Here is a 26,608-nt window from a genome sequence, read left to right as displayed (position 1 = left end):
GAGTATTTATAATAAACGACTTCATATGGTAAAAAGAAATTTGGGTAAGTTGGTTCTTCTTTTTGTACTGCTTATTTCTTTAAGCGGATACAGTCAGCAAGATCCGCAATACACGCAATATATGTACAACCCTTTGGTGATCAACCCCGCGTATGCGGGGAACCGCGGGGTAACCAGTATTTTGCTGCTACACCGCAGTCAGTGGGTAGGTCTTGATGGTGCACCCAGCACTCAAAATCTATCAGTTCACAGTCCTATAGGTTTAGGAAAAGTCGGACTGGGTTTTAGTTTGGTTAATGATGTTTTGGGACCTGCGCGAGAAACCTATTTTAATACTGATTTTAGTTATACCATAGATACGGGAGGTGAGGGTAAATTCAGTTTTGGATTGAAAGGTTCTTTGAATTTATTAGATGTCGATTTTAGCCGAACCAATCCATTTAACCAAAATGATCCTTTTTTAGTGAGTATTGATAATAAGCTTTCGCCAAACGTAGGTGTTGGTATCTTTTATCACGATGCTAAATTTTACGGTGGATTATCCGCTCCGCAGTTATTGCGTACTGATCATTTTGACCGAAGCGGTTCACAAGGAGCACAAACCTTTGTTTCTGAAGAAGAAATTCACTATTATGGTTTAGCAGGTTATGTATTTGATCTCAACCGAAATCTAAAATTTAAACCTTCGACATTGGTTAAAATGGTTGCAGGAGCACCTCTTTCGGTAGATGTGAATGCAAACTTTTTATTGTACGATAAATTGACCTTAGGAGCTTCCTATCGTTGGAGTGCTGCATTGAGTGCTTTGGCGGCTTTTCAGGTGAATGATGGTTTGCTTATTGGCTTCGCATATGACAGAGAATCAACAGATTTAGGAAATGCGACTTACAATAATGGAACTTATGAAGTATTTTTACGTTTTGAATTATTTAAAGAATACAACCGTATGTTAACACCACGATTCTTTTAATTAAAAATACGCCCCTATGAAACAATTATTACAAGTCATTCTACTCTTAGCTATTGCTTTTAGTTTTGATAGTGTTTATGCTCAGGAACGTGAGATTGCTAAGGGAAACAAAAAATTTGATCAATACGCTTTTGTAGATTCTCAAAAGATTTACTTGCGTGTAGCGGAAGAAGGTTACGAATCTGCAGACCTATTCTCAAAACTGGGAGATAGTTTTTACTATAACGCTGACTATAAAGAGGCAGTAACTTGGTATACTAAACTGGTTGAGAAATACCCGGAGGAAGTGACTCCTTACCAATATTTTAGATATGCGCAGGCCTTACGGGCAGAAGAGCAGTATGACAAATCTACTGAGATGATTGCGCTGTATCAAGAAGCGGTGAGTAGTTCTGATGATTTATACAGCAGTCAAAGCATTTCAGAAATAGAAAATGGTAGCGCAACTTTTGAGATTGAAAAGCTAAAAGTAAATGCAGCTAAATTTTCTGATTTTGCTCCTTCTTTTTACGGAGAGCAGCTTTTATTTGCATCTACCCGTGATACCGGTACATTCACAAAACGTATTCACAAGTGGAATGACCAACCCTTCCTTGATCTATACGTAGGTGATATTGATAAAAACAATCAGGTTGCCACGGCTTCTAAATTACCAGGTAGTGTAAATACTGAATTTCACGAAAGTACTGCTTTACTAAGTACTGATGGAAATACGCTTTATTTTACCAGAAATAATTTTACTAACGATACCTATAAAGCTGATAGCAACAATACCAATAGATTGAAGCTTTATAAGGCTCAGCGTAATGGAGATGGTTTTAATAACGTAGAAGAACTTCCATTTAATGATAATGGCTTTTCAACAGCACACCCTGCGCTTTCAGTAGATGGTAAAACCCTTTATTTTGCATCGGATAGACCCGGAACTTACGGTGAATCTGATTTGTGGAAAATTGCTCTAAACGAGGATGGTACATTTGGAGAGGTTGAAAACTTAGGAGATAAGATTAATACTCCGGGACGTGAGACTTTTCCTTTTATTAGCAAAGAGGGTAAATTGTATTTCTCAACTGATGGACGTGCCGGTTTGGGAGGTCTAGATGTTTACGTATATGATTTTGAAGATGAAAGCCTAGAAAATATTGGTGCCCCTGTAAACAGTGTAAAAGACGATTTTACATTTATCATTAATAGCGAAACCGGTAGAGGCTTTTTTGCAACCAACCGAGCTAACAATCCGCTTGATGATGATATATATACCTTTATACAGTCTGCTTGCGAAAGCACGCTCATTGTGAATGTTATTGATAAGAATACTAAAGAGCCACTTAACGGAGCAATGGTAGGTGTAAGAGATACAGAGAATAATCTTGTTGTTTCAGGAACTGCTGAGGCTCCAGACGCGACCTTTGCTTACAACGATCCAGAGTGTGACAAAGAATACTTTATACGCGGGGAGATGGAAGGTTATTTAACGGATGAGAAACTGGTTAAAATTCCTTCTTCGAGCAGTGAGGTAAGTGTGGTTCTAGAATTAGAGCCTTCGATAACACAGATACCACCTGATTTTGATCTTGGCAAATTGATCAATCCAATTTACTTCGACTTTGATAAATCGTACATCAGACCGGATGCGGCTGTAGAATTAGCAAAGGTTATCGAAATTTTGAAGGAATACCCTGAATTACGCATAGATGTGCGTTCTCACACAGATAGCCGTGGGAACGACGCTTATAACCTTGCGTTATCAGAAAGACGCAACAAATCTACCATTGACTATATCGTAGAAGAGGGAGGGATTTCCAGAGAGCGTCTAACCGGTCGCGGTTATGGAGAAACCCAATTGCTCAACGAGTGTAGCAATGGCGTACAGTGTACCGAAGAGCAACATCAACTCAATAGACGTAGTGAGTTTATTGTTCAAGACTATTAATTGTCAATGCATCTAACATAACAAACCCTGAGAAGCCTTCTAAATTTAGAAGGCTTTTTCTATTGTTACAGGGGGTTTGTATTTGTACATTTACCACTAAAACAAGTTTATGAAAGAAGAATTGGTGATTTTGGTTGATGAAAACGACCGTCAAGTAGGTTTGATGCCTAAGATGGAAGCGCATGAGAAAGCGCTACTGCATCGTGCATTTTCGGTATTTGTTTTCAATGATCAGAATCAATTAATGATTCAACGCAGAGCGGCACATAAATATCATTCTCCGGGATTATGGACAAATACGTGCTGCAGTCATCAACGAGAAGGAGAAACTAACATAGAGGCCGGGAAAAGACGTCTGATGGAAGAAATGGGCTTTACCACTTCGCTTACTGAGAACATATCTTTTATTTACAAGGCGCCATTTGATAATGGTTTGACGGAACATGAATATGATTATATTCTTTTAGGGGATTATAATGATGAGCCCAATATAAATCCTGATGAAGTTTCAGAATGGAAATGGATGTCTCTAGAAGATATTGAAAAAGATATGAAAGTACATCCTGAACAGTATACCGAATGGTTTAAGATCATATTTGACAAATTTTACAACCAGATAGAACGCTAATGAAACAGGTTACAGTGAAGCGTAAAGCGCATTTTAACGCTGCGCATCGGCTTTACAGAGCCGATTGGGACGATGCTAAGAATCTTGAAGTTTTCGGGAAATGTAGCTATCCTAATTACCACGGGCATAACTATGAACTTATCGTAGCCGTTACCGGCCCCATTGATCCTGAAACTGGTTTTGTGATTGACTTAAAAGTACTCAAAGATTTGATCAAAGCAGAGGTTGAAGAGCCGTTTGATCACAAAAATTTAAATCTTGACGTTCCTGAGTTTTCAACATTAAATCCTACTGCAGAAAATATTTGTGTGGTGATTTATGATAGATTAAAAAGGCACCTCTCTGAGACCTTCAAGATCGAAGTAACCCTTTATGAAACCCCACGCAATTCAGTAACCTATTCTGGAGAATAATTATAAGAAGCAAACTAATCAAAAAGCCTTAGGGCTCATTTCAATACAATTATGAGTAAAACGGTTTATCCAATGACTTTTCAACCTGTCCTAAAAGAAAAAATCTGGGGAGGTCAAAAACTAAACAAACTATTTAATAAAGGAAACAGCGCCACCGCAAAAATGGGGGAGAGCTGGGAAATAGCAGATCTTGAAGAAGGGCAGAGTACAGTGAGTAATGGCGCTTTACAAGGCAAAACACTTAACGAAGCGATCTTAGAAGACCCAGCGGCTTTATTAGGAGCTAAGGTTTATGATAAATTCGGCCCACATTTTCCGTTGTTGATCAAATTTATTGATGCAGCTTCTGATCTTTCGATACAAGTGCATCCTACAGATGACACTTCGCCTACGGGTGTTGGTAAAACCGAAATGTGGTACATCATGCAAGCTGATGAAGGTGCCAAGCTTACCGTAGGTTTTAACCAGAAAATCACTAAGGAGGAATATGATAAGCGCATAGATGACCTTAGTATTGAAGAAGTAATGGATCAGCATATAGTGAGTGAAGGCGATTCGTTCTTTATCAATGCCGGTAGAATTCATGCCATAGGTGGTGGTGTATTGTTAGCCGAAATACAGCAGACATCAGACGTGACCTACCGCGTATATGATTATAACCGAAAGGATGATGAAGGGAACTTAAGAGATCTTCACGTCAAAGAATCGCGAGAAGTTTTAGATTTTGAAACCACTCAGGATTTTAAATTAGAATACGACCGAAGCGCTACAAACACTCCTCAAGTCGTTAAACATCACACCTATTTCAAAACGGAATGGGTAAAACTTACTAAACCATATTCTATAGCACGTACAGATTCATTTACAATTATTATTGTAGTAAGCGGATCGCTTAACTTTTCTGACGGTGAGATTGAAGGTAGTTTAAACGCCGGTGAAACGCTGTTAATTCCTGCTGCTAGTAACGAGGTTACTTTAGACGCAGAATCTTGTGAGATTCTCGAAGTTTACTTGTAACCGCTTTAAAAATTAGATGTACTTTTGCAAAAATTTTTATTATGGCAAGTATTAGAGATCTTAAGAAAGATATAAACTTTGTTTTAGGCGATATTATCGACGCAGTATACATTTGGGAGGCTATCAATCCTAAAGAGGATCAGAAAGAAGCTGAAGCTATTGTAGATGATGCTATTGTGACCTTTGACGAACTTATCGCAAAAGTAAATAACAATAAAGTTGAAAACAGACGTAAACATCTAAAAGCGGTTAACGCAGAATTAGAAGAGCGCGGTAAGGCTTTAATTGATCGAGTGAACGCATTGTAATTAAGGTTCGCCCTAAAATGAAAAAGGCCCTTAACTTCAAAAGTTAAGGGCTTTTTTATACGCTGAACATTTGGTCAGCATATCAAACAATAAACTTAGCTCTCTTTACTCTTCAACTACAGTTGAGTCAATCGTAGTTGTAGTCGCCTCATTGGTATTAGTTTCTTTACGCTCCTCAATATAATCTTTAAGCGCTTTACCATATTTAGATTTACGTACTTTAGGTTTTAGCGAAGTATAGATAGTATCTAAATATTTAATATTGGCGTCAAATATTTCAGAAACAGCGAGGTATGGCGCGATCTCGTATTCTTTATTGGTAATGGCAAAATTAACTGTATATAAATACTTTCGCTTCATTAAATTCTGAAGTTGCGTATCGTAATAAATGATCGAGTCTTCGATGCCCTCTTTTCTTACCTCAAAACTTCTCTTGATTAAATCAAGGTTCTTATCATTAAATTGATGAATGACTTTTGAATATTCATCCAGTTTTTGTTGGTTTTGCGAACCGGTAATAGCTGCCTGACTTTCAAAATTCTTTAGCGAAGTGTTTAAAGTCATTTCACCTGGTTCTGCAAAAATCATGATGCGATCGTCGTATTCATAAGCGTCTACCTTTTCAAGGGTGAGGTAAACAATTTGCGGTTCTTTTAGATCAGTAATGAATTCAAATTCAGGATTTCCATCTACAATAACGCTGTCTATATATACAAGCGAAGTGTCTTCAATACGCTGTAAATAAATCTTTCCTTTTTTTAAACCATTAATTTTTCCGGTAAGTGTGAAGTCACCATCCTTACCACAACTTGCAAGGACTAATAAACATACGAGGCCAAGAATAGCCGATCTAATTTGCATTTTTTGTCATTTTAGGTTGCAAATATGCCTAAATTCTTCTTTAAATACTAGTGCAGGGGCGTTTACTGAAGTCAAATTATGAACAAGCCTATTGTACAGCGGAAAAATGTACAATTGCTTCATCTATATTTTTACTTTGAGACTAATGCTACTCTCTGATAAATCTGGTAATTTCTTTGATCAGTTCGGTATTGATCGGTCGGGATGCTTCGTTGTAAGATTTTGAATTTTCGATATCATCACCTTCAATAGTTTTGAGTACGTGATTCATGCTTTCAATTATCGCATATTCGGACTTGGGTTGCGCCTCTTTTAAAAGTTCACCTTCCTTAAGTGGAACTTGAAGATCTTTAGTTCCTGTAACTATAAGTATAGGAATATCTAGCGCGCTGATCTCTTCGGCAGGATCATATTTGATCCAACTTTTCATAAAGGGTTGCACTGAAGGTCTAAAAATGGACGCTAAAGCAGGATTGTAGTTTTTAGAAGTTCCGGTCTCTTTTAAATCGGTTAATGCTTGTTGCGCATTTTCTGCCAAACCGGGAGCTTGCTTTGTGATCTGATCAAGAATAACAAGATCTATCGCCTGACCGGCACCGGCAATAGAAACTAACTTACTGACCTTAGTCTGTTGTGCTGCGAGCTTTGCAATTAAGGCTCCCTGAGAATGCCCGATCAATACAATTGTTTTAAAATCTTGCTCAAAATAATTTACCGTAGAAGCAGCATCGCTAACAAAATCATCAAAGCTGAGTTGTTCTTCTATCAGTGCATTTTGACGCATTAAAGCAAAAAGGCGTTTGTCATATCTAAACGTAGCAAAACCGTTTTTGGTAAGCTGCTGAGCTAGTTGCTTGAGGCTATTGTTTTGCATCATTTGCTGATTGCCATTGCGATCTGTAGGTCCTGAACCGGCAATTATAATGGCCAACGTATCGGTTTGCTTTACAGGTTGAAGCAGTGTCCCGGAGATAAACTCATTAATTCGAATTTCAGAAGATGTAGGGTCTTGACTATGAGCAGGGCTAACCGCTAACAACATACCTATAATAAAAACAAGCCGCATACCTTATTTAAGTTTTGAATAATGTGTTAATAAGGCATCAATTTTCTCGGGATATTGTGTGCCTAGTAGTAACTCATTACCATCGTTAAAAACCAATTGAAGTCCCTTTCTGCCTTTGGTAGTTAGGGCTTTTCGCTTAGTGAATGAAATACGGTAACCCCAGCCGCCGTATTCTCTGATAGGATTGTATTTACGAATTTTGGCGCTCTTGATTTCGCTCCAAGCTTTAAACCTTGACTTGATATGAAAAGGAACAAAGCGATACGTAATTCCTTTTTCGTCTATTGTGGTTTCTAATTTGAAGATATACCAAAAGCCAAGAAAGAGGCCTAAAATCACTAAAATGCTGAGAATCACAGAAGCGATCTCGAACTTAGAAAATTTTAAATTATCCCAATCTAAAACAAGCGGACTTACGGCAATTGCTAGAATTACTACAAGGAGTAAGCGTAACCACCATTGATCAAATCGCTGTATTTCTTTAAATGTTTTCATACAGAATAATCTATTAAAAATAATGCCACAAACTAAAACAAAGATATTTAGTTGATGAAAGTCTTACGCAAATTTTAAGATAAGATAAGGCTAAAAGTTTGACCGCAGAAGGAAGTCCCTGATTAATGTAGGTCTATAACGGTGCTTTTTCTATTTAATTTCATATTTCAAATTAACCTTAGTTGCGTGCGGGTAAAGAAGCGTGATAGCTTATTTTTGCCGAAAATTAGCAACAATGAAAAGAAGACTTTTAGCATTCGGTATTATATTGAGTTTAGCTTTTAACGTAAAAGCAATGGGTAGCGACGAAGATTGGGGAAGTAAAGGCCACCGTGCAGTAGCTGCAATAGCGACTAAATACTTAAAACCAAAAACTAGAAAGGCGATTGAAAAACTTCTGGGTGCAGAAACCTTAGTTACTGTTTCAACTTACGGAGATGAAATCAAAAGCTATGATGAATATAGAAAGTACAGCAGCTGGCATTACGTAAATATAGCACCTGGCTTAACTTATGCTGAAGCTGATAAAAATGAATATGGCGATCTTGTACAAGGAATAAGAACTTGTAAGGAGATTTTACTTTCTGATGAGTCTTCAGAGGAAGAAAAAGCCTTTTACTTAAAAATGCTCGTTCATTTTATTGGAGATTTGCACCAACCTCTACATTTAGGTCACGCCGAAGATAAAGGCGGAAATGATTTTCAAGTACGCTGGTTTAATGACGGTACGAATTTACACTCGCTTTGGGACACCAAAATGATCGAAAGCTATGGGATGTCTTATAGCGAATTAGCGGCTAATTTTGATGAGGTTTCAAAAACCGAATATAAAGCACTTACTTCAGGTAATGTATTAGACTGGGTTAGTGAAGGCCAGGATCTCGCGGAAATGGTTTATGCATCTGCAGAAATAGGAGAGAAGCTTAGCTATCGCTATCAAGCAGATAACTACCATATCATTCAAGAGCAGCTTCAAAAAGGCGGCGTGCGCCTGGCAGCTGTCCTGAATGAGATTTTTAAATAGCAAGTTAAGACCTTAAGAAACTCTAGCCACTTACTCATCAGCCAGTACGTGGCTATCTTTATATTGTTTCGGCGTTGCGTCGCAATATTTCTTAAAGATACGGGTGAGATGACTTTCATCTGTAAATCCTAATTGGATCGCTATTTGCGAAACCGTAAAATCAGAATTTAAAAGACGGTCTTTGGCAATTTCTAACTTGTACAGTAAGATATAATTGTGCAAGGAGTTTCCTGTTTCTTTCTTGAAATAATTGCTGAGCGTACTGCTCGTTATATGAAAGTGTTTAGCAATTGCAGAAATCTTGAGCAAATTGGTATCATAAATATTATACCTGATGTACGCATAGATCTCATCAATGCGCTCATTTTTCTTTGTAGATTTTGGGGTAATATGCTCCGGATTTTTCTCAGTAACATTTCGAGCGATTATACTGAGTATCGTACTTACCATATTGGCAATAATCTGCAAATAATATTGCTCCTTGGCCGTGTTTTCTTTTCTGATAAAAAACAGAATACGCCATATAAGGTCACGATCTTCAATATTTTTAAGCGCTTCTTGAAATTTACGTTTAGGATGATTAAGAATAAATTCACTACGGCGTAACCAGTTTTGTTTGTCTGGTAAACTCACTTTGCTGGAGAAAAGCAAATCAGTGAATTTGAAAATAATAAACGTTGTTTCGTGAGTTTTGATGTCTGGGACTTCATTCTTTGCAAAGACAAATATATCACGACTCTTGTAAGAGGTCACTTTGTGATCAATTGTAATACGACCGCTACCTTCTTCAATAAACAAGATCTGAAAATAAATGTCACCTTTATTTACAGCATCCCATCTCGACGTAGAAAATCGATCAATGATAAATATGTCCTGCCAATTAAGTTGTATCATGGCACTTGTAGGATTTAAATTAAATAAGGGGGTGAAAATTTGTCTAAAGACTGATGTAAAAGTTACAAGAAATTTTATAGAAATTTACTAGAGCTTATACTAGTTCTCTAATTTATTCTGAGTCTAAATCTTTAAAATAACTGTAATTCAGTATGTTGAAGTTAGGTATTTAAGTGTCAATAATTTTTAAATAAATAGTTAAAAATCAATGACTCTGCTCTAAATTACTGTGAGTTAGTGTAGTTACTCGATTTAGTTGGCAATGTTAAAAATTTATAAATCCCTAAGAAACAATGAATTTCAACTCGTTTCTATAGGTTGAAGGTGTTTTTCCCGTAAATTTTTTGAATTGTTTGTTAAAATGGCTGAAGTTGTTAAAGCCACTTTCAAAACAAACATCAGTGATACTTATGGGTTTTTCGTGAAGTAGTTTGGCCGCGTGCACCAGTCGATATTCATTTACAAATTGGGTAAAGGTCTTTCCTGTAATTTTTTTAAAGTAGCGACAAAACGCCGGAACGGTCATACTTACCAATTCTGAAATTTCTTCGAGTGTGATCTGACGTTTAAACTCTTCTTTGACAAAATTGAAGATAATATTGATGCGGTTATTGTCTTGAAGTTCGGTCTCTAGGATAAAACCCTGAGCATTGAGAACCGTATACTTTTCTGCAGATTCTAATTGTTTTAAGATATCTAGAAGGCCTAAAAGACGTTCATAATTAGAAAGCGACTTTAAAGTTTCGATCTTAGAACCTATGATTCGTTTGAGTTCGCCGTGAAAAACAATGCCCATTTTAGCACGCTCAAACAGGGCTTTGATGCTGCGCATTTCAGGAATATTAAAAAAAGACTCACCTAAGAAGTCTGGACGCATCTGAATCACTGTTTCGCGCTCGTAGTTATTCAAGGAGTCTGTAAAGCCACAGTGGGGTAAATTAGAACCAATAAGTATGAGTTCGCCATTTCTATAATAAGAGATGTGACTGCCCACTTGGCGCTTGCCGGTACCTCCTTTTACGTAAACAAGCTCAAGTTCAGGATGATAGTGCCAGAAATTATGACTGTTGTTTTCGTGATTTTCATCGTAAGTACGGTAGGAAAAAGAGCTTCCAAAACCTGGTTCTATTTTCTCAAAGGCTGGTTTTGGGGATTTTATCATAGTATTCCTGTTAATTTAGTATAAAGGTAGCCAAGGCTTTAACCTGTGACTTATGCTATATTAACCTAAATATATAGGTTTTTCACAAATTTAAATTTTAATATTGGTTTAAGGTTAATATAGCACATAAAATTGCACAATGGGTTCTATTTCAGGCTGGTTTTGCGCCATACATTTGTAATGTGAATAAATTAAATCACTCACAAAAAACCAAACCTATGAAAACAACTATTAAAACTTTGGTATTCGCATTGACTTTAGCCCTTACTCTAAACGCCAATGCAGCAGACGGAATTGCAGTTACAGTGAATGAAAACTTTATGGTAAAAGTAGAGTACACTAATGCAATTGAGGGAGCTCAGATTTATCTTGAGGATGTTGACGGAGAGCGTCTTTACAGTGAGTATGCAGGAAGCGTAGCTAATGATTCTAAAACTTTAAGCTTAGAAGAATTACCGGTAGGTAAATACTACTTGATCTATGAGGATGATTATGCTAAATCATACACTACGATCAAAAAAGAGTTTAAAGGATTAGACATTGTTAAAGATGAAAGTAAAACCATCTTTAAGCCTAATTACCGCGTTGAGAATGACATTGTAATGATATCATTTACAAACCCTAAAGAAGTAAAAACAACTACACGTGTTTATGACGAGACTGGTGCAATCATTGAGTCTATGTCTGATACAAACCTAGTAGTTAAGCAAGCTCTTAACTTTGAAGAGTTGCCTGCTGGAAACTACAGAATTGGTGTCTCAATTGGGAAAGATTATTTCTCAAAGCAAATCGCTATCAAATAAGTTTATAACCCTAGTAATTAGAAAAGCCTTGTTGCAACTGCAACAAGGCTTTTTTTGTTTAATATTTTAAGTAGAAGAGCGCCCAGTAAATTAGAAGAAATTGCAAGCCTACACGTGCCCAAAGTAGCCATTTAGGTAAATTCATCCCTGCTTTTTTAGAAGAAAGCATATAAAAGTGTACAAGAAAAAAACTAATGAGCATAGCTACGATACCGTAGATTGCACAATTCTTGAATAGGGGTAAGCAAATGCCTATACCTAATAGGATCTCGGCAAATCCGCTTAAAAAGACCAATTTTTTATGTGCAGGAAGGTAGCGCGGCATAATGCGCATATACGCTCTGGGTTTTATAAAATGCATTATACCGGCGACTATGTACATAACTGCCATTAAATAGAGATGCCAAGGATAATGCATAATATATAGTTTACAAGTTTAATTTAGTAATTTACAACATCTGAAGATTCTGGCTTTTCAAAAAAACCATCTTCAACTTCAAAAAATCGGATGTTACTCAAATGGGCTTCGCCAATAGGATCGCCAAAATTTCCTTTTTCTTCAGACCAGTTATAAAATTTCCAAGTAGTAGCTAGCGGTACTTGCTCTATTTCTTTATAATCAGAATAAGCGATCGCGTGCGGTGCTGCTTCAGCATTCTCAATAGTTTTATCACCAAAGGTTACAATATAAGCGGTTGCTTCTACGCGATTTTCTTCATCTAGGTAGCCAATATACCAGTCATCAGGAGTATCACCGGTGCCACCTTCAAAAGTCAACTTAAACTGGCCTTCAGCATCATTGGCTAATTCCTGAATGTTTACGCCCGGATCCTGAAGTTTAAAAGGAAATGCAAAAAAGTAAGGCCAGGTAAAAATATCAAAACGAGCGCCATCAGGTATTGCTCCTTGAGGAGCACTGTAAACTTGAGATCCGTCATAAATCAATTGGGTACCGTCTGTTTTATCTATTCGTATCTTACTACTGTTTGTAAGCATGCTAATCGTGGCGTTTATGCGTTCATTTCCGCCAAACATCAATTGCAGATCAAAAGCTACGGCCTCTTGTGCAGCAAACGCCGCTTTATTATGAGCGCTGGCGATGTTGTCAACAAAAGGATTGGATGTAGTAGTTACCTGTTGTTCTTGCTCAGGGACATCTTTAGATTCTTCTGAGTAGTTTTGTTTACACGATAGAATCGCGAGTGTAAGCAGTAAAAAGATAGATTTATTCATAATTCAAATTTCGTTTCATGAATAGTAGAAATTTGAAACAGAACTTACAGAAAATAATTTGAATTTCTAATGGATTTCAGTTGCTATCGATAAGGTGCGCGTAAACCCCTTAAATTCTTGCAGCGATTTCTGATTGACAATGATTGGGTTGATCTTGATTTTTTTACCAGCACCTTCAATCACATAATCCCCTAAGTTGTTAGTATAGAATCTTTCTACAGCATTCAACGGGATTTTTTTTCCGAAGAAAAGATGATTTCTAATGATCTCAGTATCGGTTACGATAAGGTATTGATAATGGTATTGGTATAGAAACTGCCCTAAATAAAGCACGCTGAGCAAAGGCATATAATAATCCAGTAACCAGATATTATGCGGTTCTGTATAAAGTAATTTCAGAATAAATAAAATGATCCAGACAATACCTATGGCCAGATTGAGATATAGCCTCCTCTTTTTGTATAATAATTTCATACAATCCTAAATATTTAAATACTCATCATTTCTATTTAGGGGGAGGATTCTCGACTTTGGTAAGAGAAGAATAATAAAATAATAAGTCTGTGAAATAATATGATCTAAAAGTACGAGAAACCTTGCACTTGATAAAGAGTAGAACGGTTTTGTTGATAATTAACTTAAAAATTGGGGAAAAATCCCGTCATAACCTAGGTCTAAAGTTTGGTGTACGCCAGTTTTACAGGAATTCCCTAAGCATCAACTTGATTTTCATCGGTGATAAAATGGGTTTGAGTTTTTAAGCCTATTTGGTTCGCAAGACAGAGGCACAGAGCGTCAAGAATGTCATCGCGTTTTACTTGATTTCTTTTGGTTTCTGCGAGTATACGTTTATACAGAATTTTTGCTTCAGGATCAAGCTGGGAAAGTAGGTCAAGCCTTTGCTCAACTCCTTCCTTCTGACTTTTTTTTGACATTAGAATTTGGCCTTGGTTGAGGTATTTAAAACAAATTTCAGGATGACTTTCCAACAATTGAATACTAGTGCTTTTTGAAGTATTGATATAACGATCTGTTTCTAAGATCTTGTCCTTTATATTTAGCGTTTGTTCTGAAAGACTTTTTCCTAAGATACGTTTATTAAGTTCTTTAGCCTTTTTCTTATCCACTTCATAAACGGCTGCTCTACAAGGGGCATTAAATATTGTGGCACTTCTGCTTTTTAGCTCTTTACGTAGTTTGACCTCGATGCTTCGGTGAAACGTTTCAGAAGAAAGCCCGATGGGAATATCAATAAAAAACCTGGCAGCATTCTTTACAAAATGCTCCAAATCGTCAATTCGATCTAAGAGGGCATATTGATAGCCTTGCTGATCCTTCCAAATTAAAAGCCAACCCGCTTTGCAACCGTCAATTCCACCTGCTATCATTTATACGAGCTCACCGGCCAACTTTAGTCGGCCTCCTTTTTCGATGATTTGACTTTTCATTTTTTCAAATACAGCTGCATCTAAAGCGCGCGTTGCATCTTCATAAAGGGTTACTTTAAAACCTTCTTCAAGTGCGTCAAGCACCGAAAAGCTCACACAATATTCTGCAGCTAAACCACAAAAGTAAAGCGAAGTGATGCCTTTTCCTTTAAGATATCCGGTGAGTCCCGTAGCTTTTTTATGCGCATTATCGTAAAAGCCGCTATAACTGTCTATTGCAGGATCTGTTCCTTTTCTAAAAATAGCTTCAATACGCGCTGCGTTCATATGTGGATGAAAGTCTGCGCCATCAGTAGTTTGCACACAATGTACCGGCCATAAGGTTTGCTCCAAACCGTCTATCACGGTCGTGTCAAAATTTTCTTTGTCGTGATGATTGTCTGCAAAGCTACTGTGATTTTCAGGATGCCAGTCTTGCGTAGCAATGACCAAATCAAATTTTTCCTGAAGTTTGTTTACCAAAGGAATGATTTGGTCTCCACCGGGAACGGCAAGCGCTCCACCGGGCATAAAATCGTTTTGCATATCAATGATGACGAGGGCTTTCATAAGTATTGGTTATTTCTGGTTGTTTATATTTTCTAAATAGTCGAGCACCTTAGGATCTTCGGTTTTCAAAAGAACTACCCCACAACGTGCTCGAGATCCGTAGACCGCAGATGCACTAGTGCCCGTTAAGATGGTGTCAGAAATCGAAAACGTTTCTAAGTGTTCCACTAATGATTTGTATTGCGGACTCTTTTCTAAATCCAAAATATGAGATTGCGTTGCCTGTAACACAAAAAGGATTTTACAATCAGCGGTAACTTTTGGCTTCTTGCTTTCGCGTTCCTTTAAAGCTTCGCGTTGTTCTTCATTTAAACCGGTTAAGGAAATGCCGGGACGGGGACCTACAAATTGCGCATCGTAAAGAATTTTGGCTTTGATCATTTTTAGCTTTTCTTGAGAATCTTCAAGTTGCTGATATTCTTGAAGCCACGTTTCATTTTCATCCTGGGTTAAAAGAGCTTTTGTATTCGTCTCTTGAGCATTTGCAGGAAGCGTTAGTGTTACTAAAAAAAGGCAGATTGTAAATAGTTTCATAGTTTAGTTTTTATGTGCGGCGATCAAGCGATCACGCTCTTCTTTGAGCTGATTGCTAATACCTACTTTATAAATATGTGGATTGTCAAATCGTTTAAATTCTTCGGGTAGAGCAGCAAGTTGTTTTTTGCTGAAAGCAGCCACTTCTTGAACTGATTTTTCAGGATACAAGCGTTTGCCTTCTTGCATTACAGGTTGCAGCATAGGTGTTTGCGTTAAACCTTCAATACTGAGATTTTTAAAAGGTTCAACAGGGTGATACATACGAGAAACACTGTTCTCATTTGCTAAAGCGATGGCATCTGCACCGATTAAAGTGTGATCTTCTGTTGAGATTCTATACACTTGTTTTTTATGCGGAAGCGTCACCTTTGAGATACTTTCTGAAATTTTAATGCGTGGTTTACCATTAGCGAAAGAAAGTTTATAAACGCCATCTAAAGCACCGTTGGGTTTACCAATTACGAGATTGGTTCCCACGCCATAAACATCAATAGGAGCATTTTGATTTTGCAAACTTTGAATGACATATTCATCTAACTGATTAGAAGCAGCAATCTTTACGTAAGCTAAGTCGGCATCGTCCAGCATCTTCCGGCAGCGTTTAGCAAGGTAAGCGAGGTCTCCACTGTCTAAGCGAATCGCAAGCAGCTTTTGACCGCGTTGTTCCATTTCTTTAGCAACAGTAATCGCATTGGGCATTCCGCTTTTTAGTGTGTCATAAGTATCTACCAAAAGCACACAATTTTTAGGTCTGTGTTCTGCAAAATCCCCAAAAGCGGTAAGTTCGTCATCATAACTTTGTACAAAGGCGTGCGCCATCGTTCCGCTGATGGGAAAACCATAATCTCTACCCGTAATCACATTGCTGCTTCCGTCAAAACCACCTATCATTGCTGCGCGAGAGGCATAGTAGCCTCCCGGCCCTTGAGCTCTGCGCAATCCAAAATCGAGTAAGGTTTTATCACCGACGACATTGCGTATACGGCTCGCTTTGGTGGCGATAAGTGTTTGAAAATTTAAGGTGTTTAGCAGTATAGTTTCAATGATTTGCGCTTCGATGAGGTTTGCTTCTACCTGCAAGACAGGTGCAGTAGGGAAAATGATTTCGCCTTCAGGCATTGCGTTAATAGTTCCGCGGAAGCGAAAGTCCTTTAAATACGCTAGAAACTCAGGTTCAAAATCGTGTTGCTTGAGGTATTCAATATCCTTTTCTGAAAAGCGCAAGTCTTCGATGATCGAGATAAGTTCTTCTAATCCGGCGAAAATAGCATAACCACCATTGAAGGGCAGTTTTCTAAAAAAGTAATCAAAAACGGCTTGCTGGTTTTGATTTTTATTAAAATATACTTGAGCCATACTTAACTGGTACAGATCAGTATATGTAGCGGTAAACTGAAACATTCTAACTATTTGATGAAGTGAAGTTAGCATTTTAAGGTGTAATCGCAGGATGAAATGGGTTAAAGAATCGTTAGAATTCAGGCATAAAAAAACCGCTCAGTTAGAGCGGTTTTCCTTATGAAGTCAGGGTTTTAGATCCAGGTGTCTCAAATCTAAGATCTAACTGCCTATTTGATCATCTCATAGGAGCGTTTAACAAAGTTAGTTAAAGCTTCGCCTTTAAGCAAGCCCTGAGATAAACGTGCCAAATCCATAGATTGTGTGATGAGGCGTTCTTGTTTTTTCTTGGTTTTGGTGTTTAAAATCTCACCTACCAGTTCACTATTCGTGTTCACTACCAAGTTATACATATCTGGCATATTGCCCATTCCAAACATACCGCCACCGCCGGTTGCTTGCATTTCTTTCATACGACGCATAAACTCAGGCTGTGTGATCATAAATGGTGCTGAGTTGCTATCCATCGCCTCAAGTTTTACAGTATACGACTTATCATTGATCGTTTCTTCAAGCAAGGTCTTTAGACTTTCTTTTTCATCATCAGAAAGCTTAGAAATTTGTTCCTCATCTTTTTTGATCAGGTTATTGATGTCGTCACCGTCTACACGTACAAAGCTGATGTTCTCTTTAGAAGTTTCAAGCTTTTGAAGCAAGTGAGAAACAATTGGCGAGTCTAGTAATAAAACCTCGTAGCCTTTATCTTTTGCAGCTTGAATGTATTGATGCTGTGAGTCTTGATTAGAAGCGTAAAGCACAACTAGCTTCCCGTCTTTATCAGTCTGATTTTCTTTGATTTTCTCTTGAAGTTCAGCAAAAGTGTAGTAAGTATTGTCAACGGTAGGGTAAAGCGCAAAAGCGTCTGCTTTGTCGAAGAATTTATCTTCGCTCAACATTCCGTATTCAATTACTACTTTAATGTCGTTCCATTTCTTTTCAAAATCCTCACGGTCTTCGTTGAAAAGCGACTTCAGTTTATCTGCTACCTTACGGGTGATGTAGCTTGAGATTTTCTTTACAGCGCCATCGGCTTGCAGATAGGAACGTGATACGTTTAGCGGAATATCTGGAGAGTCTATTACCCCACGAAGCATTGTTAAGAATTCAGGAACGATTCCTTCAACATTATCAGTTACAAAAACCTGATTTTGGTACAGCTGAATTCTATCTTTCTGAATATTCATATCCTGTCCCAAACGTGGGAAGTAAAGAATACCGGTTAAATTGAACGGGTAATCTACATTTAAATGAATATGGAAAAGCGGCTCTTCAAATTGCATTGGGTAGAGCTCGCGGTAAAAATCTTTATAATCTTTTTCCTCAAGATCAGTAGGCTGTTTTGTCCACGCCGGATCAGGGTTGTTGATGATGTTATCAACCGTTTTAGTTTCTGCTTCGGCATCTTCTGGAGCATCCTCAGGAAGTGGAAGCGTTTCTTCTTTAGTACCAAACTTAATCGGCACCGGCATAAACTTATTGTATTTTGTTAAGAGTTCGCTGATGCGGTTCTCTTCAAGAAACTCTTCAGAATCTTCAGCAATATGAAGAATGATTTCTGTACCACGAACGTCTTTTTCAGCAGGAGAGATCGTGAATTCCGGCGAACCGTCGCACTCCCATTTTACTGCAGGCGCATCTTTATATGATTTTGTGATGATCTCCACCTTGCGCGCTACCATAAAAGCAGAGTAGAAACCAAGACCAAAATGTCCGATAATGCCACTATCCTTTGCGGTGTCTTTATATTTATCTAAAAATTCTTCAGCGCCAGAAAAAGCAACTTCATTAATATACTTCTGAACTTCTTCTTCGGTCATACCAATACCTTGATCGGTAATGCTCAAAGTTTTGGCATCCTTATCGATTTTTACATCAATTACCGGATTGCCATATTCAACGCTGGCTTCGCCAATGTTGGTCAAGTGCTTAAGTTTTAGTGTAGCATCAGTTGCGTTTGAAATTAATTCACGCAAGAAAATTTCGTGATCACTGTACAAGAACTTTTTGATCAACGGAAAAATGTTCTCAACAGCAACATTGATTTTACCTGTAGACATAGTGTATTTAAAATTTTTAAACCGAGTGTTTCGGTTTTAATTAATTATAAGATTGATAGGTGTGAACCATTTTGTATGGTGCAGATTTCAAAAAAAATACCAAAGCAAATGAAGTGACAAACTGACACAACTTTCATTTAAACTGAAAGAACTTTAACTAAAGCTTTTGTTTAACGTCTTTGAAGTAAGCTTAAACATTATTTAAATTTACAACAGCTTAAACATTAAGATTATGGCGACTACAAAAAAAGCAACCACAACAAAAAAGGCTCCCAAGCTTACTGCGACTGCGGTAATGACGATGTATATGGAGTACGTGTTAGAGCACGGGCACAAGCCGGCTTCGGTATTTAAATTCTGTAAAGATCATAATATAGAAGAGGGAGCGTTCTATAATTTCTACGGCTCGTTTCAAGGTATTCGTGAAGCGGTCTGGGTAGCGTTTTATGATAACACTATTCAAGTTCTTCATAAAAATCCTGATTATGCTACGTATCCTAATAAAGAGAAAATGCTTTCTTTTTTCTATACGTTTTTTGAAGTGTTGACCGCAAATCGCAGCTATGTGCTTTTTGCATTGCAAGAACAGAAAAACAGTTTAAAAAGTTTAGCACAACTCAGAGATTTGCGCCTAAAAGTGCGTGAGTTTGCAAGTGATTTGATCGAGCAGGATAATGAAAATAAGTCGTCAAGATTTACCAAGAATCCGGTTTCTATTTTTAGCGAAGGTGCTTGGTTGCAGACCTTATTTCTACTGAAATATTGGATGGATGATAACTCGGCACGTTTTGAAAAAACAGATGTGGCTATTGAGAAATCCGTAAACGCCATTTTTGACGTATTTAATACAACGCCCTTAGAAAGCGTTCTTGATTTCGGGAAATTTCTGTTTAAAGAAAACTTTTCTAGAACTAAATAAGAAACGGTATGAAAACGATTGATCACATACCTACCAATAAACTTTCTCGCGCATCACAGCTAGTGAAAACCGGTGTGAAGGTGGGAGGGAACTATGCTAAATATTATAGCAAAAAAGCCTTTGATTCTAGCATTACACGAGAAACGCTTGATGATGAAAATGCCGAAGATATCTACGATGGACTCAAAAGTTTAAAAGGTAGTGCGCTTAAAGTTGCGCAAATGCTGAGTATGGAAAAGAACATTCTGCCTAAGGCGTATGTTGAGAAATTTTCCCTATCTCAGTTTTCAGTGCCGCCACTTTCTGCGGCTTTGGTACGCAAAACATTTAAAAAATATCTAGATAAATATCCTGAAGATTTATACGATACATTCGAGAAAGATAGTGTTAATGCTGCGAGCATCGGTCAAGTACATCAAGCTACTTTAGATGGGAAAAAACTTGCTGTGAAAATTCAATACCCCGGCGTTGCAGACAGCATCAGTAGCGATTTGGCTCTAGTGAAGCCAATCGCTACTCGAATGTTCAATTTAAAAGGAAAGGATAAGGAAAAATACTTCAAAGAAGTCGAAGAAAAATTACTTGAAGAAACGGACTATTTACTAGAAGTAAAGCAAAGTCAAGAAATCACTAAGCAGTGTAGTGTGATTGATGACTTGAGGTTTCCTAAATACTATCCGGAACTATCGAGTGAGCGTATAATTACGATGGACTGGATGACGGGTGTGCATCTCAGTGAATTTACTCAGGGAAATACCGATAAGGAAGCCGCGGACAAAATTGGCCAAGCTTTATGGGATTTTTATATGTTTCAAATGCATCATCTAAAACAGGTTCACGCAGATCCTCATCCCGGAAACTTCTTGGTTGATAAAGAACATAATCTAATCGCGATCGATTTTGGATGCATTAAAAAAGTTCCTCAGGAATTTTATACGCCTTATTTTGAATTAGCGAAGCCTGAAAATATTAATGATCCTGAAATATTTAAAGCGAAAATGCTTGAGCTTGAAATTTTAAAAACAAGCGATTCTGCTGAAGAAACGGCGTTTTTTTCTGCGTTGTTTCACGAAATGTTAAGCTTGTTCACGAAGCCCTTTCACCTCGATACTTTTGACTTTAGTGATGAAAGTTTCTTTGCTCAAATTGCAGATTTAAGTGATAAATACTCTAAGGACACCCAACTTCGAAAAATGAACGGAAACCGAGGAAGCAAACATTTCCTTTACATCAACCGCACGTTTTTTGGTTTGTATAACTTGATGCACGACTTAGGTGCAAAAATCAAAGTGAACAATTATAAAAACTATTTAGATTAAGAGATTGAAGATTATTGGTTAGGTTGTTTTGAGAGGCGCACTGATTGGTTGAAGTTGCGCCTCTCTTTTTTTTGCCAAATGATCGAGATTAGATAATCGTGTAATCTCTTATGCGGTTTTAAATGAGAAATTTTTCAATCGCTTTTGCTACAGCGTGTTCTTTATTAGTGTACTCACTTACATAATCTGCAACATCTTTTACCTCCTGCGCTGCGTTAGCAACTGCAACGCCAAGACCTACATTCTTGATCATTGTAGTGTCGTTAAAGTTGTCGCCAAAGGCAATTACATCACTTAGTTTTAAACCATAGTTTTTATTGATCAAAGTTGCTAACGCACTGCTTTTATCAATGTTTTTTGGGGTGATTTCCACATACACATCTTTAGAGCGGTAAAAGTGTGCTTCCTCACCGTGTTTTTCACGAAGTAGCGCGATCAGACTATCTAAAGCCTTTGGTGAACCCATACACATAATTTTATGCGGTTGTTCGTCAATGGCTTTTAAAACAGCTACGTGCTCGTTAAGCGGCGTATAAACGGGTTCTACACGAGTGCTTCTAATTTCTCGCAAGGTCCAGTAATCTGATTTTGCGGTACGCCACGTATCGGTGCAATAGGTGCTTATGTTGTAGTCGTAATTCTGCTGATGTTGAATTACTGTTTCAAGAAAATCAAGAGAAACCGTCTGGCTGTAAAGCTTATTTCCTTTACCATCTAGCACGAGACCACCATTGTAGCTGATGATCGGGCTTCCCAAACGTCCAATTTTTTCCTGTAAATAATACATTGCCGAAGGCATTCTAGAAGAGGCCAGAATAATCGGGAAATCTTGAGGAAGTTTATTAACTGCAGCAGCAGTTTCAGGGGCAATATCGCGTTTAGCGTTAAGAAGTGTTCCGTCTATATCAGAACACATTAATTGAATTTTCTTTGTCATCCTTCAAAGATAACCCAATGCAGATTTTTGCCGAAAGATTTAAAATGATCTTATCATTTTCTTTTTACAAAAAATGCCACAAGAGCACTTAAAATAAGACCGAAGGCAAGGCTTCCGGCTACAGACTGAATCATGTAGCTTTTAAGGTTAAAGAATGAAGCAGCTTCTTCCGGAGCAATTTTGCCACTTTCTACAGCGTAAGCAATCACATTGTCAAAATACTGAGGCGTAATATAAGTACTGGTGATGTATTGTGCCGGAGCTGCAAGTAGTGCAATAAAGACTGAAAGTATTAAGCCGCTTAAAAAAGCTTGTTTAAAAGTGATGATACCTCCGTAAAAATTATTGCGTTTATCACTTAAAGCGAAATAATATAAAATGATCGCCGGAATGTAGAATAGCATGGTGTAGATGTGGTGCATATCAATATGCTCATCATGCCAACCCATAAGCCGTTCAAAAACCATCCAAAGGAGTAATGTAAGCGTATAGATCACCGCCCACTTGAGTTCAAGTCTAAAATTTTTCATACGATTAAAAGCTACCAAATAGGGTATTGAAGGTAGTGTAATTCTCTAAAAATTTAAAAAGCTGCCGCAAAAATAATTAGTGGTAAGCCTTTGACTTTTTAGCAGGCTTTAGTTGCTTCTTGATATCATAACCTAAGCTGCGTAAACTATTTTCCCAATCAAGACGCGCATATCCCTCTTTGCTGCGATTGTTTTTTAGATACTTAATGCGTTGCAAAATACTCTGAATAAAAAAGCAATCTGTTCTGGTAAGCTCTTCGGTGTTTTTCATCAGAATCGTCAGCAATTTATTAGATTGATCCAATGATGGAGCATCCTTATAATTGGCCACAGTTATAGGAGCAATATCGGTGCGCAACCACGCACGCAGCTCTACTGCAGACATGTTTGTAGATTGCATTAACTCGTTGTGTAGAAGTTCTTTAGAAAACAATATAATAGGGTTTTAGGTTACAAAACTAGGGGTATTCTTCAGGCTCAAAAAGGCTGCAATATTAAGTTTATGTAAAGATTAAAACCAACAGATTGCAAATAGTTATTCACAAAAAAAGTCCGGTTGTTAACCGAACTTTTTTACTGTTTGAAGTCTAATACTATTACTCATCTACAAGCACCCAATCGCCTTTGTCAAGAAGTGGAATGGCTTGTTTAAACTTCATTGTTTTGTTCTCCCCGTTCATCACGTGCTTGATCGTTACTTTATCATTACGGCCTATTTTAGGACGCTCACGGGTGATGGTCTCGGTCACTTGCTGACGCTGAGGTTGCGTGTTGCCACTTGCTGCGCGACTTTGCGCGGCGCGCTCATCTAGATTAGGAATTTCTTCTTTAGAAGTCTGTGTTTGTTCTGTTTGACGTACTTGACGCGCTTCTCTAATCTGGTTTTGCTGCTGCACCGGTAGCTCTCCTTTAAATAAGAAGGAAATCACATCTTTATTCACCTGATCGATCATCTGTTTGAATAACTCAAAAGCTTCAAACTTATAGATCAATAACGGATCTTTTTGCTCGTGAACCGCAAGCTGCACACTTTGTTTCAATTCATCCATCTTGCGTAAATGCGTTTTCCATGCATCATCAATAATCGCAAGGGTAATATTTTTCTCAAAGTCGGTAATCAGTTGTTTACCTTGAGACTCATAAGCGTCTTTTAAATTGGTAACAACTTTAAGTTCTTTAGTTCCATCAGAGAAAGGAACCACGATACGCTCATAGTTGCTTTCCGGATTTTCATAGACATTACTAATGATAGGGAAGGCGGTAGCGGCGTTGCGCTCCATTTTCTCTTTGTAGTGCTTTAGCGCGGCATCGTAAACGGTGACTGCAAGTTGTTTTGCAGACGAACTCGCAAATTGTGCTTCGTCAACCGGACTGCTCATCGAGAAGAAACGAATCAACTCAAACTCAAAGTTCTTAAAGTCCTGCGCCATTTTGTTCGTTTCGGCGATCGCTTCAGAAGTATCGTAGATCATATTTGCGACATCTACGCGAAGACGCTCGCCAAATAGCGCGTGATAACGACGCTTGTAAATCACCTCACGTTGCGCATTCATCACATCATCATACTCCAGAAGACGTTTACGTACTCCAAAGTTGTTCTCTTCAACTTTTTTCTGCGCACGCTCGATAGACTTAGAGATCATTCCGTGCTGAATTACCTCGCCTTCTTGAAGTCCCATACGGTCCATCATTTTAGCGATTCGTTCAGAACCAAATAAACGCATTAAGTTGTCTTCAAGCGACACGTAGAATTGAGAACTACCCGGATCTCCCTGACGCCCAGAACGACCACGTAACTGACGGTCTACACGACGCGAATCGTGACGCTCAGTACCTATGATCGCAAGACCTCCGGCATCTTTTACTTCTTTACTCAATTTAATATCAGTACCACGACCCGCCATATTGGTAGCGATGGTAACCTGACCTGCGTTACCTGCATCGGCAACAATATCGGCCTCTTTTTTATGCAATTTGGCGTTCAATACATTATGCTGAATTTTTCGCATCGAAAGCATTCTGCTCAAGATCTCAGAAATTTCTACCGAAGTCGTACCGATAAGTACCGGTCTTCCGGCTTGAACCAGAAGCTGCACTTCATCAATAACGGCATTGTATTTTTCACGCTTGGTCTTATAAACTTTATCGTCTTTGTCATCTCTGGCAATCGGGCGGTTGGTAGGAATCTCAACAACATCCAATTCGTAGATTTCCCAGAATTCGCCTGCTTCTGTTACTGCAGTACCCGTCATACCCGAAAGTTTGCGGTACATTCTAAAGTAATTCTGAAGGGTTACCGTTGCAAAAGTTTGTGTTGCGTCTTCGATCTTTACATTCTCTTTTGCTTCGATCGCCTGGTGTAAACCATCGCTATAACGACGCCCGTCCATAATACGACCGGTCTGCTCATCAACGATTTTCACTTTATTGTCCATCACCACATATTCGGTGTCCTTTTCAAATAAAGTATAGGCTTTTAACAGCTGATTCATCGTATGAATACGCTCACTCTTAACACTGAATTCTCTAAAAAGCTCTTCTTTCTTCTCAGCTTCTTCTTCGGTGGAAAGATTTGCGTTTTCGATCTTGCTGATCTCAACGCCCATTTCAGGCATAATGAAGAAGTTAGGATCTTCTTTTCCAGACAAGTGATCGATACCTTTATCGGTCAATTCGATCTGGTTGTTCTTTTCATCAATGGTGAAGTATAATTCAGAATCAATCACGTGCATCTCGCGATTGTTGTCTTGCATATAATGGTTTTCAGTCTTCTGTAAAAGTTGACGAATTCCTTCTTCACTTAAATATTTAATCAGCGCTTTATTCTTTGGAAGACCGCGGTATACGCGTAATAAAAGAATAGCCCCTTCTTTGGTGTCGCCTGCTGAAATAAGCTTTTTCGCTTCAGCTAAAGTTCCTGTCAATTGTTGACGTTGAAGGCTTACCAAGCTATCAATTTTAGGCTTTAATGCATCAAACTCGTGTTGATCTCCTTTGGGTACAGGTCCTGAAATGATTAAGGGTGTACGGGCATCATCTACCAATACCGAGTCGACCTCATCGACGATCGCATAATTAGGAGCGCGTTGTACCAGATCATTTGGTGCGTGCGCCATATTATCACGCAAGTAATCAAAACCAAATTCGTTATTCGTACCATAGGTGATATCAGCAGCGTAAGCTTTTCTTCGGGAAGCCGAATTAGGCCTGTGGTAATCGATACAGTCTACTGTGAGTCCGTGAAAGTTAAATAACGGTGCCATCCAAGCGCTATCACGTTTCGCTAAGTAGTCGTTAACCGTTACCAAGTGTACACCATTTCCGGTAAGTGCGTTTAGATACACCGGAAGCGTTGCCACTAATGTTTTACCTTCACCAGTTTGCATCTCTGCAATTTTACCCTGGTGCATGGCCACACCACCTATGAGCTGCACGTCATAATGGATCATATCCCAGGTGATAGGCTTTCCGGCAGCATCCCAACTGTTAGACCAGATCGCATCATCACCGTCAAGTTGTACGTAGTCTTTTTCTGCGCTTAGTTCACGATCAAAAGCACTTGCAGTAACTTTCAATTGCGGATTATGAACAAAGCGTTTTGCGGTTTCTTTAACCACAGCAAAAGCTTCGGGAAGAATGTCGTTTAGGACTGCTTCGCTAATTTTGTAAGACTCGTCTTTAAGTTTGTCGATCTCCGCGTAGATTTCCTCTTTGCGGTCAATGTCTTCGGTCTCGTCAGCTTCTTTCTCTAACTGAAGTAGTGTTGCGTTAGTATCAGAAAGTGCATCTGCGATTTTAGCTTTGAATTCTGTGGTCTTCTGACGTAGCTCATCGTGCGATAAGGCTTCAAGCTGCGCTTCAAAACTTTTTATTTTATCAACAATAGGTTGAATGGCAGCGACATCTTGTTTGGATTTGTCACCCACAAAAACCTTTAATACTTTGTCTAATAATCCCATAATTGGTAGTTCTTTTATCCCAACAAAACCTGTGGTTTCGTTTTAAAGGGAAAAATTAATTTCCTGTAATCCTGAAGTCTCAGGAGTTATTTTGATTTTCATCTCTACGATGAAAATTTCTTTATTCTTCTGAAGAATTTTTAAAACT

At 38.2% G+C, this 26,608-nt stretch carries 27 protein-coding genes; 10 read left to right on the top strand and 17 right to left on the bottom strand.

Annotation, left to right across the window (positions count from 1 at the left end):
- Positions 1–25 precede the first annotated feature (25 nt).
- From LDL79_RS03115 to LDL79_RS03090, 6 genes are all read left to right on the top strand, one after another.
- On the top strand, positions 26–970 hold the full coding sequence (locus LDL79_RS03115) for a PorP/SprF family type IX secretion system membrane protein (RefSeq protein WP_225599127.1): 945 nt from the start codon (positions 26–28) through the stop codon (positions 968–970).
- Between the two features lie 16 nt (positions 971–986).
- Complete coding sequence (locus tag LDL79_RS03110; RefSeq protein WP_225599126.1) at positions 987–2,903, top strand: OmpA family protein; 1,917 nt, start codon at positions 987–989, stop codon at positions 2,901–2,903.
- A 109-nt stretch (positions 2,904–3,012) separates the two neighbouring features.
- On the top strand, positions 3,013–3,531 hold the full coding sequence (gene idi / locus LDL79_RS03105; protein ID WP_225599125.1) for an isopentenyl-diphosphate Delta-isomerase: 519 nt from the start codon (positions 3,013–3,015) through the stop codon (positions 3,529–3,531).
- Positions 3,531–3,944: a 6-pyruvoyl trahydropterin synthase family protein gene (locus LDL79_RS03100; RefSeq protein WP_225599124.1), complete on the top strand. Its 414-nt coding sequence runs from the start codon at positions 3,531–3,533 to the stop codon at positions 3,942–3,944. The genes idi and LDL79_RS03100 overlap by 1 nt, the downstream gene beginning before the upstream one ends.
- A gap of 72 nt (positions 3,945–4,016) precedes the next feature.
- Complete coding sequence (locus LDL79_RS03095) at positions 4,017–4,961, top strand: type I phosphomannose isomerase catalytic subunit (RefSeq protein ID WP_225599123.1); 945 nt, start codon at positions 4,017–4,019, stop codon at positions 4,959–4,961.
- Between the two features lie 41 nt (positions 4,962–5,002).
- Positions 5,003–5,269 (top strand): hypothetical protein, encoded by a 267-nt coding sequence (locus LDL79_RS03090; protein WP_072980373.1) that lies wholly within the window; start codon positions 5,003–5,005, stop codon positions 5,267–5,269.
- A gap of 105 nt (positions 5,270–5,374) precedes the next feature.
- Here the strand turns inward: LDL79_RS03090 and LDL79_RS03085 are convergent, their stop codons facing one another.
- The 3 genes from LDL79_RS03085 to LDL79_RS03075 all read right to left on the bottom strand — a co-directional run bounded on the left by LDL79_RS03085 (position 5,375) and on the right by LDL79_RS03075 (position 7,691).
- Positions 5,375–6,130 carry a DUF4369 domain-containing protein gene (locus tag LDL79_RS03085; RefSeq protein WP_225599122.1) on the bottom strand — a complete coding sequence of 252 codons (756 nt, stop codon included), beginning with the start codon at positions 6,128–6,130 and terminating at the stop codon, positions 5,375–5,377.
- 148 nt (positions 6,131–6,278) lie between these two features.
- A complete protein-coding gene (locus tag LDL79_RS03080) occupies positions 6,279–7,196 on the bottom strand; it encodes an alpha/beta hydrolase (protein ID WP_225599121.1) in 918 nt (305 codons plus the stop codon).
- A 3-nt stretch (positions 7,197–7,199) separates the two neighbouring features.
- Positions 7,200–7,691: a hypothetical protein gene (locus LDL79_RS03075; protein ID WP_167597818.1), complete on the bottom strand. Its 492-nt coding sequence runs from the start codon at positions 7,689–7,691 to the stop codon at positions 7,200–7,202.
- Positions 7,692–7,926: 235 nt separating this feature from the next.
- Here LDL79_RS03075 and LDL79_RS03070 point away from each other — a divergent pair, with 235 nt between their 5' ends.
- A complete protein-coding gene (locus tag LDL79_RS03070; RefSeq protein WP_225599120.1) occupies positions 7,927–8,715 on the top strand; it encodes a S1/P1 nuclease in 789 nt (262 codons plus the stop codon).
- Between the two features lie 30 nt (positions 8,716–8,745).
- Here LDL79_RS03070 and LDL79_RS03065 read toward each other — a convergent pair whose 3' ends face one another.
- Together LDL79_RS03065 and LDL79_RS03060 are read right to left on the bottom strand one after the other, a co-directional pair.
- Positions 8,746–9,609: a helix-turn-helix domain-containing protein gene (locus tag LDL79_RS03065; RefSeq protein WP_225599119.1), complete on the bottom strand. Its 864-nt coding sequence runs from the start codon at positions 9,607–9,609 to the stop codon at positions 8,746–8,748.
- 283 nt (positions 9,610–9,892) lie between these two features.
- Positions 9,893–10,771, bottom strand: a complete 879-nt coding sequence (locus LDL79_RS03060) for an AraC family transcriptional regulator (protein WP_072980361.1) — start codon at positions 10,769–10,771, stop codon at positions 9,893–9,895.
- Between the two features lie 218 nt (positions 10,772–10,989).
- On the opposite strand from LDL79_RS03060, the gene LDL79_RS03055 reads away from it, so the two are divergent.
- Positions 10,990–11,574 (top strand): T9SS type A sorting domain-containing protein, encoded by a 585-nt coding sequence (locus LDL79_RS03055; RefSeq protein ID WP_072980359.1) that lies wholly within the window; start codon positions 10,990–10,992, stop codon positions 11,572–11,574.
- Between the two features lie 58 nt (positions 11,575–11,632).
- On the opposite strand, the gene LDL79_RS03050 is transcribed toward LDL79_RS03055, so the two are convergent.
- The 8 genes from LDL79_RS03050 to htpG form a co-directional block, all read right to left on the bottom strand.
- Positions 11,633–11,992 (bottom strand): DoxX family protein, encoded by a 360-nt coding sequence (locus LDL79_RS03050; RefSeq protein ID WP_225599118.1) that lies wholly within the window; start codon positions 11,990–11,992, stop codon positions 11,633–11,635.
- 23 nt (positions 11,993–12,015) lie between these two features.
- Entirely contained in the window at positions 12,016–12,807 is a 792-nt protein-coding gene (locus LDL79_RS03045; RefSeq protein WP_225599117.1) for a hypothetical protein, read from the bottom strand.
- A 66-nt stretch (positions 12,808–12,873) separates the two neighbouring features.
- Positions 12,874–13,281 (bottom strand): hypothetical protein, encoded by a 408-nt coding sequence (locus LDL79_RS03040; protein ID WP_225599116.1) that lies wholly within the window; start codon positions 13,279–13,281, stop codon positions 12,874–12,876.
- 236 nt (positions 13,282–13,517) lie between these two features.
- Positions 13,518–14,195: a DUF429 domain-containing protein gene (locus LDL79_RS03035; protein WP_225599115.1), complete on the bottom strand. Its 678-nt coding sequence runs from the start codon at positions 14,193–14,195 to the stop codon at positions 13,518–13,520.
- On the bottom strand, positions 14,196–14,804 hold the full coding sequence (gene pncA / locus LDL79_RS03030) for a bifunctional nicotinamidase/pyrazinamidase (protein ID WP_225599114.1): 609 nt from the start codon (positions 14,802–14,804) through the stop codon (positions 14,196–14,198).
- A gap of 9 nt (positions 14,805–14,813) precedes the next feature.
- Positions 14,814–15,338 (bottom strand): hypothetical protein, encoded by a 525-nt coding sequence (locus tag LDL79_RS03025; protein WP_225599113.1) that lies wholly within the window; start codon positions 15,336–15,338, stop codon positions 14,814–14,816.
- A gap of 3 nt (positions 15,339–15,341) precedes the next feature.
- A complete protein-coding gene (locus LDL79_RS03020; protein WP_225599112.1) occupies positions 15,342–16,742 on the bottom strand; it encodes a nicotinate phosphoribosyltransferase in 1,401 nt (466 codons plus the stop codon).
- Positions 16,743–16,909: 167 nt separating this feature from the next.
- Positions 16,910–18,796 (bottom strand): molecular chaperone HtpG, encoded by a 1,887-nt coding sequence (gene htpG / locus LDL79_RS03015; RefSeq protein WP_225599111.1) that lies wholly within the window; start codon positions 18,794–18,796, stop codon positions 16,910–16,912.
- A 232-nt stretch (positions 18,797–19,028) separates the two neighbouring features.
- On the opposite strand from htpG, the gene LDL79_RS03010 reads away from it, so the two are divergent.
- Both LDL79_RS03010 and LDL79_RS03005 read left to right on the top strand, forming a co-directional pair.
- Positions 19,029–19,715, top strand: a complete 687-nt coding sequence (locus LDL79_RS03010; RefSeq protein ID WP_225599110.1) for a TetR/AcrR family transcriptional regulator — start codon at positions 19,029–19,031, stop codon at positions 19,713–19,715.
- A gap of 8 nt (positions 19,716–19,723) precedes the next feature.
- Positions 19,724–21,034 (top strand): ABC1 kinase family protein, encoded by a 1,311-nt coding sequence (locus LDL79_RS03005; RefSeq protein WP_225599109.1) that lies wholly within the window; start codon positions 19,724–19,726, stop codon positions 21,032–21,034.
- A gap of 118 nt (positions 21,035–21,152) precedes the next feature.
- On the opposite strand, the gene LDL79_RS03000 is transcribed toward LDL79_RS03005, so the two are convergent.
- The 4 genes from LDL79_RS03000 to secA all read right to left on the bottom strand — a co-directional run bounded on the left by LDL79_RS03000 (position 21,153) and on the right by secA (position 26,460).
- On the bottom strand, positions 21,153–21,950 hold the full coding sequence (locus tag LDL79_RS03000) for a Cof-type HAD-IIB family hydrolase (protein WP_225599108.1): 798 nt from the start codon (positions 21,948–21,950) through the stop codon (positions 21,153–21,155).
- A gap of 74 nt (positions 21,951–22,024) precedes the next feature.
- Entirely contained in the window at positions 22,025–22,501 is a 477-nt protein-coding gene (locus LDL79_RS02995) for a DUF4199 domain-containing protein (protein ID WP_225599107.1), read from the bottom strand.
- Between the two features lie 76 nt (positions 22,502–22,577).
- Positions 22,578–22,901, bottom strand: coding sequence for a DUF3140 domain-containing protein (locus tag LDL79_RS02990; RefSeq protein ID WP_225599106.1), 324 nt, complete (start codon positions 22,899–22,901; stop codon positions 22,578–22,580).
- Between the two features lie 196 nt (positions 22,902–23,097).
- Positions 23,098–26,460, bottom strand: a complete 3,363-nt coding sequence (secA, locus tag LDL79_RS02985) for a preprotein translocase subunit SecA (RefSeq protein WP_225599105.1) — start codon at positions 26,458–26,460, stop codon at positions 23,098–23,100.
- Positions 26,461–26,608: the final 148 nt, after the last annotated feature.

Source organism: Leeuwenhoekiella palythoae, from assembly GCF_020310025.1.
In the GTDB taxonomy this organism is placed as follows: domain Bacteria; phylum Bacteroidota; class Bacteroidia; order Flavobacteriales; family Flavobacteriaceae; genus Leeuwenhoekiella; species Leeuwenhoekiella palythoae.
Note: the sequence above shows the minus strand (reverse complement) of the source record. Positions and strands in the feature narration are given on the sequence as shown.

What these genes read in the sequence shown, in the direction of transcription:
- LDL79_RS03065 (WP_225599119.1), bottom strand. Translation starts at nt 9,609, where the DNA reads ATGATACAACTTAATTGGCAGGACATATTTATCATTGATCGATTTTCT.
- LDL79_RS03100 (WP_225599124.1), top strand. Translation starts at nt 3,531, where the DNA reads ATGAAACAGGTTACAGTGAAGCGTAAAGCGCATTTTAACGCTGCGCAT.
- LDL79_RS03080 (WP_225599121.1), bottom strand. Translation starts at nt 7,196, where the DNA reads ATGCGGCTTGTTTTTATTATAGGTATGTTGTTAGCGGTTAGCCCTGCT.
- LDL79_RS03000 (WP_225599108.1), bottom strand. Translation starts at nt 21,950, where the DNA reads ATGTGTTCTGATATAGACGGAACACTTCTTAACGCTAAACGCGATATT.
- LDL79_RS03010 (WP_225599110.1), top strand. Translation starts at nt 19,029, where the DNA reads ATGGCGACTACAAAAAAAGCAACCACAACAAAAAAGGCTCCCAAGCTT.
- LDL79_RS03110 (WP_225599126.1), top strand. Translation starts at nt 987, where the DNA reads ATGAAACAATTATTACAAGTCATTCTACTCTTAGCTATTGCTTTTAGT.
- LDL79_RS02990 (WP_225599106.1), bottom strand. Translation starts at nt 22,901, where the DNA reads ATGCAATCTACAAACATGTCTGCAGTAGAGCTGCGTGCGTGGTTGCGC.
- LDL79_RS03040 (WP_225599116.1), bottom strand. Translation starts at nt 13,281, where the DNA reads ATGAAATTATTATACAAAAAGAGGAGGCTATATCTCAATCTGGCCATA.
- LDL79_RS03070 (WP_225599120.1), top strand. Translation starts at nt 7,927, where the DNA reads ATGAAAAGAAGACTTTTAGCATTCGGTATTATATTGAGTTTAGCTTTT.
- LDL79_RS03025 (WP_225599113.1), bottom strand. Translation starts at nt 15,338, where the DNA reads ATGAAACTATTTACAATCTGCCTTTTTTTAGTAACACTAACGCTTCCT.
- LDL79_RS03005 (WP_225599109.1), top strand. Translation starts at nt 19,724, where the DNA reads ATGAAAACGATTGATCACATACCTACCAATAAACTTTCTCGCGCATCA.
- LDL79_RS03095 (WP_225599123.1), top strand. Translation starts at nt 4,017, where the DNA reads ATGACTTTTCAACCTGTCCTAAAAGAAAAAATCTGGGGAGGTCAAAAA.
- LDL79_RS03035 (WP_225599115.1), bottom strand. Translation starts at nt 14,195, where the DNA reads ATGATAGCAGGTGGAATTGACGGTTGCAAAGCGGGTTGGCTTTTAATT.
- secA (WP_225599105.1), bottom strand. Translation starts at nt 26,460, where the DNA reads ATGGGATTATTAGACAAAGTATTAAAGGTTTTTGTGGGTGACAAATCC.
- htpG (WP_225599111.1), bottom strand. Translation starts at nt 18,796, where the DNA reads ATGTCTACAGGTAAAATCAATGTTGCTGTTGAGAACATTTTTCCGTTG.
- LDL79_RS03020 (WP_225599112.1), bottom strand. Translation starts at nt 16,742, where the DNA reads ATGTTTCAGTTTACCGCTACATATACTGATCTGTACCAGTTAAGTATG.
- LDL79_RS03050 (WP_225599118.1), bottom strand. Translation starts at nt 11,992, where the DNA reads ATGCATTATCCTTGGCATCTCTATTTAATGGCAGTTATGTACATAGTC.
- LDL79_RS03045 (WP_225599117.1), bottom strand. Translation starts at nt 12,807, where the DNA reads ATGAATAAATCTATCTTTTTACTGCTTACACTCGCGATTCTATCGTGT.
- LDL79_RS03085 (WP_225599122.1), bottom strand. Translation starts at nt 6,130, where the DNA reads ATGCAAATTAGATCGGCTATTCTTGGCCTCGTATGTTTATTAGTCCTT.
- LDL79_RS03060 (WP_072980361.1), bottom strand. Translation starts at nt 10,771, where the DNA reads ATGATAAAATCCCCAAAACCAGCCTTTGAGAAAATAGAACCAGGTTTT.
- LDL79_RS03090 (WP_072980373.1), top strand. Translation starts at nt 5,003, where the DNA reads ATGGCAAGTATTAGAGATCTTAAGAAAGATATAAACTTTGTTTTAGGC.
- LDL79_RS02995 (WP_225599107.1), bottom strand. Translation starts at nt 22,501, where the DNA reads ATGAAAAATTTTAGACTTGAACTCAAGTGGGCGGTGATCTATACGCTT.
- idi (WP_225599125.1), top strand. Translation starts at nt 3,013, where the DNA reads ATGAAAGAAGAATTGGTGATTTTGGTTGATGAAAACGACCGTCAAGTA.
- LDL79_RS03075 (WP_167597818.1), bottom strand. Translation starts at nt 7,691, where the DNA reads ATGAAAACATTTAAAGAAATACAGCGATTTGATCAATGGTGGTTACGC.
- LDL79_RS03115 (WP_225599127.1), top strand. Translation starts at nt 26, where the DNA reads ATGGTAAAAAGAAATTTGGGTAAGTTGGTTCTTCTTTTTGTACTGCTT.
- LDL79_RS03055 (WP_072980359.1), top strand. Translation starts at nt 10,990, where the DNA reads ATGAAAACAACTATTAAAACTTTGGTATTCGCATTGACTTTAGCCCTT.
- pncA (WP_225599114.1), bottom strand. Translation starts at nt 14,804, where the DNA reads ATGAAAGCCCTCGTCATCATTGATATGCAAAACGATTTTATGCCCGGT.